Consider the following 14820-nt stretch of genomic DNA (forward strand, 5'->3'; position numbering starts at 1 on the left):
ATTCAGCACTTTAGCCTTTAAAGCATAAATAATCTCACTTTTTATTACTTTTAATGCCTAAAACCAAATAAAAATTATACTTTTGCAGTCCTTCAAAAAAGGAAATGATTCCGTAGCTCAGCTGGTAGAGCATTACACTTTTAATGTAGTGGTCCTGGGTTCGAATCCCAGCGGGATCACTAAAGCGGCAAATATCTAAGATATTTGCCGCTTTTTTTATATAAAATTCAGACTGTTTAAGGGCTCAATATTTTTCATTTACCTTTGTTACAGACCGAAATTTTATTAATCATGAAGTTAGAATTATATCAAATAGATGCCTTTACAGAAGAGATCTTCCATGGAAACCCTGCGTGTATTGTCCCATTAAAAAACTGGTTACCAGACAAGATCCTCTTAAAGATAGCCAGTGAAAATGCCGTAGCAGAAACTGCTTTCTTTATTGATAATGGCAATACGATTCATCTGAGATGGTTTACACCTGAAATAGAGATGGACTTATGTGGACATGCTACCCTTGCCACAGCTCATTGCTTAGTTTCGATCTTAGACTATCAGAATAACAGAATCGTTTTTGAAACCAAAAGCGGTGAATTAACAGTAGATGTAAAAGATGACTTTTATTATATGGATTTCCCGTCAAGAATGCCTGAAATATCTATGCTTCCAGATATTGTATCCAAATCGCTCAATATACAGCCTAAGGAGGTCTTCAAGTCAAGAGATTACATTCTGGTATATGATTCTGAGGAAGACATAAAAAACATCAAAATTGAAAGGTCTGTTTTTGACCTTATCAATCTGGATCCAGGGGGTGTTGTTGTGACAGCAGCAGGTACTGACAGTGATTTTGTTTCAAGATATTTTACGCCACAGTCATCAATCCTTGAAGATCCTGTTACCGGCTCTGCGCACTGCTCACTCATTCCATTCTGGTCATCAAGATTAGGGAAAGATAAGCTTTTTGCCCTTCAGCTATCCGAAAGAGGTGGCCAGCTCTATTGTGAAAACAAAAATGAAAGAGTGATTGTGGCAGGTAAAGCCAGAACCTATGCTATGGGACATCTATGGATAGAATAACGTTATTTTGATCAAGTTGTATAGCCTGAAAAATCAAATCCATTATATTCAGGATATATTTATCATCCTGAATATAATGGATTTGATTTTTCTTCATAAATTTTTCTCCTTATGAAATAAAAAAAACATATATGACTATAACCTCAATGACAGAAAAAAAAGAATATATACCATTTTATAGTGATATTAACTGTTTTTTATCCTCAATTCCTGTAATACACAGGTCTGCAAACCCATTACTTTATTGCATGAGATTGTCAGAACACAGCGGAGATATTTATAAAGCTCCATTCAGAAGAGGCTTCTTTTTTCTGGCACTTCTTACTTCTACAGGCAATACACGGGTAGCTTATAATGATGCCAATGAAGCCATAAAAGATTCTTTTCTTGTTTTTCAGTCGCCAAACACTGTTTATAGCTTTTTTAGGGATAAAAACACCGATGGATATTTAATATATTTTAAAGATGAATGTTTTGATTTTTTTAAGCCAGATTTTGTCAATGAATTCCCGTTTTTTGATCCTTTAAACACAAATTTGTTCCAGTTAACAAAAGAACAATACAAAGAACTTGCTCCCCATTTTGAGGAAGTTTTCACAGCCTACGAAGCTTCTGAGCTGGTTTATAATGTGGCAATTCACAAATTTATGGCATTGCTTTATCAATTGAAAGGATCTAAAGTTATACAGCATAGGGCAGTCAATCTGCAGCTGAACGCACACCATGTGCTCACAAAGAAGTTTGTAGTTCTCGTAAATATGCATTACCTAGAAAAACGAACTGTTGAAGAATTTGCGGAACTTCTAACGGTAAGTAATGGCTATCTATCGAAATCTGTTAGAATTGCCACCGGTAAGAATGCACTATCATTGATCAATGATAGGATTATCAAGGAAGCTAAACTTATGATAAAGTTTACAGATCTTAGTATTTCCGAGATAGCTTTTCGACTTAACTTTTCAGATCCGTCGAATTTTGGAAAGTTTTTCAGGAAATACGCCCATTGCAGCCCACTCATTTTCAGGAGTTCTGAAAAGGTTAAGAATTGACCATTGATATCCATTTTTGAACCATTTAGTTTTTGAAACATCCTCTACCTTTGTCTTCTAAGCTACAATGACTTTTAATCATCACCAATTTTTAAAAAATGAAAATGATATTATTGAAAATTTTTGTCATACTGATTGCTTTTGTGTGTTTGACTGCAGCCTTTACTCGTAAAAAATATACGATTAAAAGGGAAATTACTATTAATACACCTGTAGAGAAGGTATATGATTACGTCCGCTTTCATAAAAACCAGAAAGAGTTCAACCAATGGCTCAGCTATGATCCTAATGCCAAAATCGAAATAAAAGGGAATGTAGACGGGCAGGCCGGATCAATACTTTATTTTGAAAGCAACAATAAAAAATCAGGCACTGGAGAATGGGAAAATACCCACTTTATAGAAAATAAACAGATAGACTTTAAAATAAGATTTATAGCCCCATATCCTTTTACTGCAGACGGTTCGTTATTTTTCAAATCCCTTAGTCAAAGCCAGAGCTCCATTTTGTGGGAATATCATAGTGGCATGAACTGGCCTTTGAACATTACATTACTATTTATGGATATGGATAAAATAATCGGCGCTGATATACAAAGCACTCTGGATAAAATTAAATTGAATACAGAAAAAATATAATTATGTCATTTGCAACTTACATGAAAAATATTGAGGAAAAAACCGGAAAAACACCGGAAGATTTTCAGCATCTAGCACAAGAGAAAGGCTACACCAAAAAAGGAACCATTGACGCAAAGGTTAAGGCCACTGAAATTATCAACTGGCTAAAAGAGGATTTTAATTTAGGTCATGGTCATGCAACTGCGGTATATGCCTATCTTAAAGGTAAACGTGAATAATACTTGGGCGAAGGAAAATTGTAAAATCTAAAGATGATTTTAAAAGACATATCAAGTTTAACAGATGCAAAAAAGCAGCTTATTATGCGTCTGACGGAAGATCTAAACAAAATCGAGAACATACAAGCTATTGCATTGGGTGGTTCACATGCAACTGGTAGGGCCAATAAAAACTCGGATATTGACTTAGGGATATATTATTACGAAAAAGAACCTTTTTCGATCGAAATGATAAAAGAAATTGCCCTAAAATATGCTATAAATGATGATTCCGTAGTAGTCGGTTTTCACGAATGGGGACCATGGGTAAACGGTGGAGCCTGGATATATACCGAAATAGGAAAAGTAGATATTATATATCGCAATATAAATCAGGTAGAAATCACGATTGCTGATGCTCAATCTGGAAAATGGGAAAACCACTATGAACAACAGCCACCCTACGGATTTACTACGATGATCTATCTGGCAGAATGTGTATCCTGCGTTCCGTTAATTGATCCAAAGCAAATTTTACATCGCTTAAAACAAGCCTCAGCAACATATCCTCAAGCGTTAAAAGCAAGTGTTGTAAATTCGGCTCTTTGGTCTGCTGAGTTTACATTGGCTCATGCACATGGTTTTGTCATGCAAAAGGATATGTACAATCTGTTAGGGTGCTTTACACGTACGCTAAAAAGCCTTATAGAGGCTTTATTCGCCTTGAATTTAATCTACCCTATCAGTGATAAATATGCCGTTCAATTGCTTTCAAATGCGGCAATGGTTCCAGTGAATCTGGAAGAAAAAGTAAACGCTATTTTGGAGGTTGAGCCGACTTTAGCAGAGAAAAATGTAGTGTCTATCAAAAACTTATTTGCGGAAGTTGTGGCGCTCACAAATGGTTTGTATCACCCAAAATTTAACTTTAAGGGAAAAACAGAATCCTCATACCAGATGTACCAACCGAACTTTTTAAGTTTCCCGGTTTTAGAAACCGACAGCTTAGTTCTTCGCAGGCTTTCATTGAATGATGCAGAAGAAATCTATCAGCTGCGTTCGAATGTTGAAGTTGCTGCGCTGACAGGAAGGACACCATGTGTAAATATCGACGAGGCCATTGCATATATTGGTAAGATTGATAGTATGATCCATAAAAATGAGTGTATATTTTGGGCAGTGTCTCATCAGGAGAACCCGGCTTTGATCGGAGTAGCGTGCCTCTGGAACTTTGATATAACAAAAGGAACTGTAGAAATCGGATATGAATTGCTCGAAAAATTTCAAGGTAAAGGGATTATGGGAGAGGTTATTGTGCGGATACTCAAATACGCATTCGATGTAATGGGTGTTGAAATAATAATCGCATTCCCTTCCGGCGAAAACCCATCTTCCGTGAGACTGCTTAAAAAACTGGGATTTGAACAAGCTCAGGGTCATTTTAAAAATACACACCTCAATGTTCCAGGTATGCTCACCTATATCTTATCCCGTCCAACATAGATGTTACCCCAGCCAGTAGGGCAAATGGAATTCAAATAATCTCTAATTATTAATATAATTCCTTTCCCTCTTGCAATCACTTGGGTTAACTTGATATTCCAAAATTGAAGAAGAACCATTTTAATTGGTATAACCGGATAATAAACTGACTACAAAACCAACAGCCCGAAATCTCTTAAATTATTAATAGGTTTTGAATACCAGAACAATTCAAAATATTCCATTGTAGCTTCAAAATCAGCTTTAATTTCTTGAAAGGTATAAACTTTCGTATTTGAAACCGCTACTTTCTGTAACATTGAAACCAGCCATTCTCCTTCATTTTTATTGGCCTGGATGTCAAAGGTTTCTTTTTTATTATGAAAAGTCAAGATCATCATTTCCATAGAATTACCCTTTTTATGCTTTGCAAAACATTTTGTAGCTGGCTTCCCTCCTAACCAAACCACTTTAGCTGTTGGTTTAGTATCGAACTTACTTTCTTCCTTCAAAGCTTTTTCAATAAAATCCGAAGGCACCGTTACTTTCGGAATCTTAAAATCAAACCAGTCCTGCAATTTGTAATCAAAACAAATACCATGCATAAAATTAAAAAGTGATTTCTTTAAGCCAAAACTAAATTTATCGTGGTCTATTCCTGTTTTATCGATGTAATTGATATCATTATTGGCAAAGGTCCCAATAGTTTCAGTCTCTTTGACTACACCAAATTTTTCTGGATACATACCAACAGGGCTGTGTGCGGTCATCGCAAACTGATGCCAGAAACCAGATTGTAAAACACCTGCTTCAAACAATTGTCTCACCATTTCCAAACTGTCTACCGTCTCTTGAATCGTCTGCGTAGGATACCCGTACATCAGATAAGCATGAACCAATATACCTGCTTCCGTTAAATTTCGGGTAACCTGAGCTACCTGTTCAACAGATACTCCTTTGTCAATTAACTTTAATAAGCGATCAGATGCTACTTCTAAACCACCAGAAACGGCAATACAGCCCGATGCTTTAAGCAAAATGCATAAATCTCTCGTAAAGCTTTTCTCAAACCGAATATTTGTCCACCAGCTTACAGAAATTTTCCTTCTTAAAATCTCCAGTGCCACTTCCCGCATCAAGGCTGGTGGTGCAGCCTCGTCAACAAAGTGAAAGCCATTCTGACCCGTTTGCTTACTTAATTCTTCAATCCGATCTACAATCAATTGAGCAGCAACAGGTTCGTAGACCTTAATATAATCCAAAGAAATATCACAGAATGTACATTTTCCCCAATAACATCCATGCGCCATTGTCAATTTGTTCCAGCGACCATCACTCCACATCCTGTGCATTGGATTTACAATTTCTATAACTGAAATGTATTCATCCAATTGTAAATCACTATAATCTGGCGTCCCCACATCGACCTGCTTATAATCTCTTCTTAAAGTATCATTTTTATAAGTGACTACCCCGTTCTCTAATAAAAAAGTTCTTTTATACAGGTTAAAATCCCCATCATTTATGATCGAATTATAGATCAGTTCAATAGGTAATTCCCCATCATCTAACGAGATATAATCGAAAAATTCAAAGACCCTTTTATCAGAAACGGAACGTAATTCTGTATTAGGAAAACCACCACCCATTGATATTTTAATCTCAGGATAAGTTCGTTTCACATATTGTGCACATCGGAAAGCAGCATACAAATTCCCCGGAAAGGGAACTGAGATCAGGAATAGCTTAGGTTGGATAATAGAAATTTTCTTCTCTAAAATTTCCATTAGGATTTTATCCATGTAGGTATATTTTTGATTTAAAGCTTCATAAAGCTCATCAAATGAATTTGCACTCCTGCCTAATCTTTCTGCATAACGACTAAAACCAAAATTCTGGTCAATACATTCAATAATAAAATCGGAAATATCCTCAAGATATAGTGTTGCTAAATGCTTACCCTTATCTTGCGTTCCCATTGAGCCAAATGCCCAATGCAGCTCATCCAATTGCGTAAATCTTGATGCTTCCGGTAAAAAATCCTCCTGACAAATCTGTAAGGCTAAGGTTGGATTTTTGCCTTGCAAAAAAGCAATAACAGCATCAATAGTTTTGATATACTCATCTTTTAAAGCAAGAATCCGCTTTGCATTTGAACTCTTTGGCTGATCAACCTGCTCCTGCGCATGAAAAAAAAGATCTTCCAGGCCTTTCCTTGAAAACAAAGCCAGAATCACTTCAATACCTAAATCGGCCTGAGTTGACGAGATATTTTTAGTGTTCAAAAAACCTTTGATATAGGCCGTTGCAGGATACGGGGTATTCAGTTGGGTAAAGGGAGGCGTAACAAGGAAAAGATCTGTTTTCAAAATGGGATTGTATTTCGCGGTAAAAATATCAATAATTATTTTAGTATTGGGCCTTATCATTGTATTTAGGGCCTATATCTCTTTTTAAAATTACCGGATTGGTTTTTACCCCATTGACCTTCTGATATAATTTCCAGGTATTGTTATCTATCGTTTCCAAAACCCAGTCTTTCTTCGGGTCTGTCAGTTGCTTTTTGATCAAACGGGGAAATGCATTCGCAGCACGGGCATCTTCCCAGGTTCTGATCACTTTAAAAACAGCCTCCTTCTGAGGGCAGCTTTCAACATCTTTCTGATTTAGTTTCAAGCTGTAAGTGGTTCCAACCCCCACTGAAATGGCCTGGATATGCTCGTATTGTTCCACAGTTGAATTGGCTTTAATGGCAAAATTACTTCCCATTCCAACCGGAAAAAAGTTGGCATAAGTTACATCCCTAAGGTCTTTACCCTGACTGGTACTGCTGCCCCACTCCCTGGTGTCAACATCATATAAGTTTTTTCCCCCACCAACATTCCAGATACTCTGGTAATGCCATGATCCTTCCGACAAAGTAGAACCTGTAAAACGGATATCCGGAATACCATGCTTCGAAGCTCTTTCAAACATTTTACGAAAAAAGCGTTTTGCCGAATAGTAACCATGCCCATTATTGAATAAAAATTCCTGCCCATCGAAATCGTAATAACCTAAACCATTGATATAACACACGTCAGCATAGTATTCGGCGATTTTATCCTGTAGATCCATATTTGGAATAAGTCCTTCATATCCAAATCCTATGGTTACCTGAAGTTTGTAAACCGTATCCCGGGCATTATGTCTTGCCGGTGTAGTATTCCAGTATCCACGCTCTACATTCAAAAGTCTGTGTGGTTTCTGATCAGAAACACCCAGGTAATGAATAAGCTCCTTCCCTATTTTTATCATATTCAGACTCTTGGTATGCCCTTCCCAACTGCCAATTTCCTCCATATGTGTCGGATCGTCTACAATAATAATGGTATCGGCCGAAGTGATCCCATTTGCCAGTAAACGCTTTTGCTGATAACACAAACTGTCACTGGGGGTTGGACTGGCGTCTTTGGTTCCGGCGGCCAAAGAATTAGATACCGAAGTTCTTCCGATTATAATTCCATGTTTTGCAGCCAGTTTAGCAAATTTCTTGTGCGATTTATTTCCGGAGGTTAGCTTCAAAGGTCTTTTCTTAAACCACTTTCCATCAATATGACCTTTATTACCACGATCTGGCCTTAAGAAACCCTGGTCATATAAACTGATTGCTTTAAAACCTAACCTCACAGTATAAGGTACTATACTATCATATAATTTTCCGCTGGTCAGTACATCGGGCACAAATGCCACAGGATCCTTTACCCATTTGCCATTAATCGTTGGGTGAGGCAGGCCCTCAGACAACACAATATTATGGACAACATCCATCAGTGCCGTACTGTCCGGACTTCCCCAAAGCGCAATGGAAGAGCCTATATAATCTACACCTGGCAATGGCTGCACCTCAATATGATTAGGGGTATTAACAGCCATATGTGGTATTAACGAGTAATATACCTCTCTTTTAAAGGTCCTGTCTCTGGAATGATAGTAAATTGATATTCTTCCTTTGCGATCAATCATAGCGGTATTCCCATACAATATTCTGTAGTATGGTTCTTTATGAGCATAAAAAGCTACATCATTGATTCCATCCCCCCCAAGAGAAAAAACCTGGCCTTCATGTAAATTGCCAGGTAAAGGGAAACGTCTGGCGTCTGGCGAATGTATAATATACTGGAAAGGGGCAGCATCAGCTATTGTTTCTGAAGTGCCGCCAAGGGTATTATCATTAAGGGCAAGCGTGCCAATGGCATAATTTACAGCTTCGCTGGTATCGCGGGCCACCCCAATAATCTCACCAAACAGGTTGGTGATGTTGGTATGAAAAGCACCCCATTGAATATCATCAACCCCATTGCGCGGGCTGAGAGATTGCAATGTCAGCCTAAAATATTTTTTTTGAACGATCAGCGAAATTTCGGCAAGCGAACCATTGGGATAAGTTAGTGTAATAGATTTACTCACTTCGTTATAGGATGCTTTATACGGTTCGTAATAAACCTTTTTCTTGCTATCATAAAGACACATCAGCGGCGAAGGCTTCTCAACAGGGCTAAATTCTTTATTGGGTGTAACCGTAATATTCTTCATACTGGTAATAAATCCCTTATTGCTGATATGAATTTTAAAATAATTTGTACTAAAGTCCCATTGTGCCCTGGCGGAGAAATTAAAGGCTAATAATAATAGAATTAGAATCACTTTAACATTTCTGTATTTTTTTGAATTCATCTGTTCCATTAACTTTATTTCATTATCACAAATCTTCCCCATATGATGACAAAGAAAGCTAACATTATCCGCATAATATGAATCATTTATTTTTCATAAATTTATAAAATATGAATAAGTCTAACAGAAGAAAATTTATTGGAACTGCGGCTGTTCTTTCAGTAGGAACAATTGCTACTGCAATGCCATTAACAACTATGAATAAAAACTACCCAATAGTGCATCACGTATTTTTCTGGTTAAAAAATCCTGGTTCGAAAGAAGATCGTGATCAATTGATTACAGGTGTAAAAACACTTTCAACAATACCAACGGTACGCGAAATACATGTTGGCGTTGTTGCCAGTACTGAAAAACGCGATGTTGTGGATAACAGCTGGGGTGTATCAGAGTTGATATTCTTTAGTGATCTCGAGGGGCAGGAAACTTATCAAACACACCCAATTCATCTGGAGTTTATTAAGAACTATAGTCATTTGTGGGACAAGGTCATCGTTTATGATATTGCTCAAGCTTAAAACAGAATCATCTTAAATATATTATCCGAACTAGAACCTGCTATTTCAGATGTACCTTTGTAGATACAAAAGGAAATCACATGTTAGTTATTGAAGATGCCGTGAAGTTATTCGGCTTATTGCCGAAAGATAAATCTGTTGATGCTTAGCTGACCATTTTCGGCATAGAAGAGCGCCCGCGATTCGACCGATGCCACCGGTGATATAATTTTTAGCGGAATTCGCTTGCATGGGCCACAAAACACCAACGGTTTTCAACCTTATTTGGGTAATGTGCAATATAAATACATTACCCAGTAGTTCTGGAAAGAGCAGGATCATTTTTGCTTTAAACTACAGCGAATAGTACTATCATTACATCGAAGGAACTATTTCTTCAACCCTGCATATCCGGTTTCTTTGCATTGTTTAAAAAATACGACATATGGAAACCGGTTTCAGAAAATGGATTATCGTTGCCACGATCATCACTTCAACCATAATTGAATTAATTGATACTACCATCGTTAACGTATCCATCAATACGATGAGTGGTAATTTAGGGGCCGCACTAGAAGATACTGCCTGGGTGATTACATCCTACGCTATTGCCAATGTCATCATTATCCCCATGACCAGCTTTTTAGCTGAGAAAATTGGCAGGAAGCAATATTATATTGGTTCGATAATATTATTTACACTTGCATCGGCCCTATGCGGATTCTCAGATAATCTGTGGGAACTCGTCGCATTTCGCTTCCTTCAGGGGATTGGCGGCGGTGCATTACTCTCTACATCGCAATCTATTTTGTTTGAAACCTTTCCGGCAAAAGAGCGTGCAACCGCAAGTGGTATATTCAGTCTGGGTATCATTATTGGCCCTTCTATTGGTCCGGTGATGGGCGGTTATATCGTAGATAACCTGTCCTGGCAATGGATCTTTTATGTAAATATTCCTATCGGACTTTTGGCCGCGCTACTTTCTTATATCTATCTTAAACCTACCAAAAAATCAGAAGACGGACGAAGCATCGACTGGTTTGGTATTTTTCTTTTGGCTGTGGGTATTGGTGCATTGCAAATCGTGCTGGAACGCGGAGAAACAGACGACTGGTTCTCGGCCACTTATATCATTGTACTCACTGTCATATCAGTTCTTTCACTAGCTGTACTGGTCTGGTGGGAACTTAAAATACCTTTCCCGGTGATCAACCTGCGTGTATTGAAAAGCACTACCTTATCCATTTCAGCTATTATGACGTTTGTTTTAGGCTTCGGACTGTTCAGCGCAGTATTTGTTTTTCCGCTGTATGCACAGCGTATCATCGGCTATTCCGCATTCCAAACAGGGACTATGCTCCTTCCGGGCACTTTGATGGCGGCTTTGATATCGCCATTTTTGGGCAAAATGCTGCAAAGTGGTGTACGTCCGCAATATATGATTATCCTGGGTTTCGGTATGTCGGCGGTATTTGGCTATATGATGTCGGGCTCAAATCTGGAAACTGGCAGTGCTTACTTTTTTATACCTTTAGTTTGCAGGGGGCTTGGCGCTGCATTGTTGATTGTCCCATTAACCGCACTTGCAGTATCAGAACTCAAACCCGCTGAAATTCCACAGGGGGCTGCCCTCAATAATATGATGCGTCAGATGGGCGGTTCATTCGGCATTGCTTTAATTAATACCTACATCGCACATCGCGAGGCCAATAACCGCACCGCATTAATTACACATGTTACGACTTCAGACCCACAAACTATTACGCGACAGGAAGTTTTGATCCGAAATTTCATGGCACATGGCTCCACTTATCTCCGTGCGGTACAGCAATCCCTTGGTGCACTGGAAAACATAGTGGTCAGGCAAAGTTTTTTACTCAGCTATATGGATGCATTTCTACTATTAGCGCTATTAAATGCCTGCTGTATCCCACTGGTCATGATGACGATTAAAAAACGAAGTAAACAAAAAGCCGGAAAATTAACTGTACCCGATGCGCACTAGATAAACCAGAATTCTAGTTTTTAAAAACTTCATTTTATGTAAAAAAAAATCTGTTTTATGTAAAGATATTCGATAGGTATTTATTCACTTTGCCAGAATAGATAAAACATTTTATTACTACAGATATCCGTTATTAATGTCTAAAACAGTTTGCAAAAATATTGTGAGACTCCGCCAAACAAAGGGAATAAGCCAAACACAACTAGCAGCCAGGTTAAACTTGTCTGCTCCAGCCCTATCCAAGATAGAAACCGGTGTTACAGTTTTAAGCCTGGATCGACTTTTGGAAATTGCAAAAGAATTAGGGACTACTGCAAGTGAGTTGATAGCTGAAACAGAGAAATTCCTACCCAACACTTATGTAGAAGAAATCAATGCGCTAAAAAAAATGATCGAGGAAAAGGATACTGAAATTCTGTTATTATACAAAAAGTTACTTGATCTATACGAGGCTAAGATTAAATAAATCAGACTTAGTTAGGATTTAAACAAATAACTTCATTTGTCTTAAAATCTCATACCAATGGCAGTCCTGCCAATCGGTATACATATGAAAGAGTAATCCAACTGCAATTATTCTGGTTTTAGGGAAGATCAGTAATATAAAATAACAAGCAATTGCGTAATAAGAATGCAATGGATGGTAACCAATACTACACCTTCCCGGATCGAAAATTGGTGTCGCCAATAAATGATCAGCGTCTACAATCATAGTACTGATCATAATGAGCCATGCCCGCTTCCATTGCTTTCTGAAAAATAAAAATGCAATAGCTCCCGGTACTAAAAAATGGAAACTGTAGTGAACAATAGATCGCAATATTTCCATAGAATCAGCAGACATATTGCTCAATAAAAGATTTTCTAGTCATAATATGCAGATAGGGATAATCTTCGGATAGCTGTCTGCGCTGCTTCAACTGATAAATAAAATGGCCTCCAAGATCAACAATGATTGGATTTTTAGCCTGATACCATACCCGGTGCGGATGTTTCCAACAAAACGAATAATAGTAAGAGGTAAGTGGAAGCTTCCTAAGCTCCGGATGCTGAAAATTTAGAACACGGGGTCTCCCCTGAAGAAAATCAGACTTTCTGATCATCGACAAATGGTCGGTATTGCAGAAATCATAATTGGCAATTCTGGGATCATCCACATCCGGTAGATTTTTCAAAACGCGGAAGCCTTTAAATTTTTTTCCATTTAGAATCCAGATAAGCTTGGGATAAAAGGCCTCCCTGCTTTTTAACTCCTCCAGACAGATAGGAGAATTCTGAAATTCAAGCGTAGTACCACATGGAGTATGTACATCTGCGCGATGAAGCTCTCCCAATGTTACATCGGAAAAACTCACCTCCCGAAACCCTGGTGGGAAGGCTGCTTTCCAGTTGCGGTGCCACTCAGTTTCTCCATGATAATTTCTCAAAGTCCGCCCCACTTCAATAGGAGATTCCTTCAGGATCTGCTTGTTATCAATGAGTATAGAAGAATTAGGCTCCATATAATAAAGCTACAGAAATTTAGCAGCACACAAATCTATGCTAATATTTTTAGTGAATCAAGATATTGAAAAAATTATCAGTTGATTGCTTTGTTTTCAAATACATTATCTGCGACAAACACTCTTAATTCTTCATTTTTTATTCTTTTCCTCATATCCCCATTAATTGCTCTACTTTTCATTTGATTAACCATCTGCGCAAAGTAGAAACCATGTCCAATAATAATACAGTCCTCTCCCTTGCCTAAAATATGATCTAAAAACTTGTTTATTCGCTCTATCGAGTTTTTTCTTGTTTCCAGTTGGTTTGAATTATTAAAATACCATTGTAACCTACCCAAAACCATCCATATTATTGTTGGAAGTGGCATTTTTGTATTGATAAAGGCTTTTAAAGGAATTTCATTCAGGAGATCTGTTTTTATGATTTCGATGTCCTCCTGAAGGAGATTTTTAGCAGTTGCCCCGGTTCTTATCAAGTTACTGATGTAAACAGATTGCCTTCCAATGCCCATTTTTTCTCCTTCCTGAACCGGAGAAAGATCATACGCCTGACAAGCCAGATCAAATGAATCTGCATTATAAGTTTTCCCCCAGTTAAATAAGACTTTTGAATGCCTTATAAATGTTATTTTCATCATCTAACCATTTTTTGAAAGCACTAAGGTACTGCAATTCATTTATTGATTAAAAGGTCGTATTGTACAAGAAAAGACATTTTAATTGAAAGAATACCGAAACTCCTTTGGCGAAAGACTGGTCTTAGTCTTAAAAAGTTTACTGAACGATTGCAGGTGTTCAAACCCTAATTCATAGGCGATCTCACTGATCGAGAGACTCGTGGTTGACAACTTTTCTTTAGCCAGTTCAATCAGCTTATTATGCAGATGCTGCTGGGTATTCTGACCTGTCAAAGATTTCAAAAGCCCACTGAGATAACCTGGTGAGATATTCAAGATTTCGGCAATATGAGTCACACTGGGCATACCCTGCCTGGCTAATGCGCCGCTGCTGAAGTAGCCAGAGAGATAATCTTCCAGGCGCGTCAGCAACTCATGGCTGGCGATCTTCCGGGTGATGAACTGGCGTTGATAGAATCTTTCAGAATAGATCAATAGTAGTTCCAACTGTGCGATAATCACGTTTTGGCTGAAACGGTCAATGTTAGCATGGTATTCTTGTTCTATGCTATTTGCGATACCTTCGAGCATGGTTTCTTCCTTATCAGAAAGATACAGCGCTTCAAAGACAGAGTAGTTGAAGAAGTCGTATTGTTTGATGATTTTCGCCAGCGGTGTATTCCATAAAAAATCAGGATGAACCAGGATCATCCAGCCTTCGGGCCTGTTGTGCTTAACACCCTTTTCCATTTCAACGCCAAATACCTGGCCTGGTGCCATAAAAAACAAAACACCTTCATCAAAATCGCAGGTCTGCTGGCCGTATTTAAATTTCGCATTCTGTACCTTTTTCAAGGAAATAGCATAAAAGTCATAGATCAGGCTGAATGATCCTTCGGCCAGCGGCAAAGTAATATCATCCATACGCACCAGACTAATCAGCGGGTGTGCCGGTTTGGGCAGGCCCGCGGCACGGTGATATTCAGTGATCGTGCTGAAACGAAAAAGAGGATGGCTATTCATCGACATAA

Annotated in this window: 14 protein-coding genes and 1 tRNA gene; 9 read left to right on the forward strand and 6 right to left on the reverse strand. The window is 38.1% G+C overall.

All coding sequences use genetic code 11. The annotated features are described in order from the left end of the window. The first annotated feature begins 106 nt into the window (after positions 1-106). From HDF25_RS16205 to HDF25_RS16230, 6 genes are all read left to right on the forward strand, one after another. Positions 107-179 (forward strand) — tRNA-Lys (locus HDF25_RS16205). 112 nt (positions 180-291) lie between these two features. Next, positions 292-1080: a PhzF family phenazine biosynthesis protein gene (locus HDF25_RS16210; RefSeq protein WP_184626580.1), complete on the forward strand. Its 789-nt coding sequence runs from the start codon at positions 292-294 to the stop codon at positions 1078-1080. Between the two features lie 146 nt (positions 1081-1226). Beyond that, the gene (locus HDF25_RS16215) at positions 1227-2129 is read left to right on the forward strand and encodes a helix-turn-helix domain-containing protein (protein WP_184626582.1); all 903 of its coding nucleotides are present in this window, start codon (positions 1227-1229) and stop codon (positions 2127-2129) included. Positions 2130-2233: 104 nt separating this feature from the next. Further along, positions 2234-2767 (forward strand): polyketide cyclase, encoded by a 534-nt coding sequence (locus tag HDF25_RS16220; protein WP_184626584.1) that lies wholly within the window; start codon positions 2234-2236, stop codon positions 2765-2767. Between the two features lie 2 nt (positions 2768-2769). Further along, complete coding sequence (locus HDF25_RS16225) at positions 2770-2988, forward strand: DUF4287 domain-containing protein (protein WP_184626586.1); 219 nt, start codon at positions 2770-2772, stop codon at positions 2986-2988. A 33-nt stretch (positions 2989-3021) separates the two neighbouring features. After that, positions 3022-4470 (forward strand): GNAT family N-acetyltransferase, encoded by a 1449-nt coding sequence (locus HDF25_RS16230; protein WP_184626588.1) that lies wholly within the window; start codon positions 3022-3024, stop codon positions 4468-4470. Between the two features lie 149 nt (positions 4471-4619). On the opposite strand, the gene HDF25_RS16235 is transcribed toward HDF25_RS16230, so the two are convergent. Continuing rightward, positions 4620-6818, reverse strand: a complete 2199-nt coding sequence (locus HDF25_RS16235) for a B12-binding domain-containing radical SAM protein (RefSeq protein WP_184626590.1) — start codon at positions 6816-6818, stop codon at positions 4620-4622. A 40-nt stretch (positions 6819-6858) separates the two neighbouring features. Next, positions 6859-9165, reverse strand: coding sequence for a hypothetical protein (locus tag HDF25_RS16240; protein ID WP_221450926.1), 2307 nt, complete (start codon positions 9163-9165; stop codon positions 6859-6861). Positions 9166-9275: 110 nt separating this feature from the next. Here HDF25_RS16240 and HDF25_RS16245 point away from each other — a divergent pair, with 110 nt between their 5' ends. From HDF25_RS16245 to HDF25_RS16255, 3 genes are all read left to right on the forward strand, one after another. After that, positions 9276-9683: a Dabb family protein gene (locus HDF25_RS16245; RefSeq protein ID WP_184626592.1), complete on the forward strand. Its 408-nt coding sequence runs from the start codon at positions 9276-9278 to the stop codon at positions 9681-9683. Between the two features lie 424 nt (positions 9684-10107). After that, positions 10108-11667, forward strand: coding sequence for a DHA2 family efflux MFS transporter permease subunit (locus tag HDF25_RS16250; RefSeq protein ID WP_184626594.1), 1560 nt, complete (start codon positions 10108-10110; stop codon positions 11665-11667). 136 nt (positions 11668-11803) lie between these two features. Continuing rightward, positions 11804-12133 carry a helix-turn-helix domain-containing protein gene (locus tag HDF25_RS16255; protein WP_184626596.1) on the forward strand — a complete coding sequence of 110 codons (330 nt, stop codon included), beginning with the start codon at positions 11804-11806 and terminating at the stop codon, positions 12131-12133. A gap of 18 nt (positions 12134-12151) precedes the next feature. Here the strand turns inward: HDF25_RS16255 and HDF25_RS16260 are convergent, their stop codons facing one another. From HDF25_RS16260 to HDF25_RS16275, 4 genes are all read right to left on the reverse strand, one after another. Then, positions 12152-12511: a DUF6122 family protein gene (locus HDF25_RS16260; protein WP_221450927.1), complete on the reverse strand. Its 360-nt coding sequence runs from the start codon at positions 12509-12511 to the stop codon at positions 12152-12154. Further along, entirely contained in the window at positions 12501-13169 is a 669-nt protein-coding gene (locus HDF25_RS16265) for a competence protein (RefSeq protein ID WP_184626612.1), read from the reverse strand. The genes HDF25_RS16260 and HDF25_RS16265 overlap by 11 nt, the downstream gene beginning before the upstream one ends. A gap of 77 nt (positions 13170-13246) precedes the next feature. Further along, on the reverse strand, positions 13247-13810 hold the full coding sequence (locus HDF25_RS16270) for a histidine phosphatase family protein (RefSeq protein ID WP_184626614.1): 564 nt from the start codon (positions 13808-13810) through the stop codon (positions 13247-13249). Positions 13811-13888: 78 nt separating this feature from the next. Continuing rightward, entirely contained in the window at positions 13889-14812 is a 924-nt protein-coding gene (locus HDF25_RS16275) for a helix-turn-helix domain-containing protein (RefSeq protein ID WP_184626616.1), read from the reverse strand. Positions 14813-14820 lie beyond the last annotated feature (8 nt).

Origin of the sequence: Pedobacter cryoconitis (genome assembly GCF_014207135.1) — a bacterium.
Lineage (GTDB): Bacteria > Bacteroidota > Bacteroidia > Sphingobacteriales > Sphingobacteriaceae > Pedobacter > Pedobacter cryoconitis_D.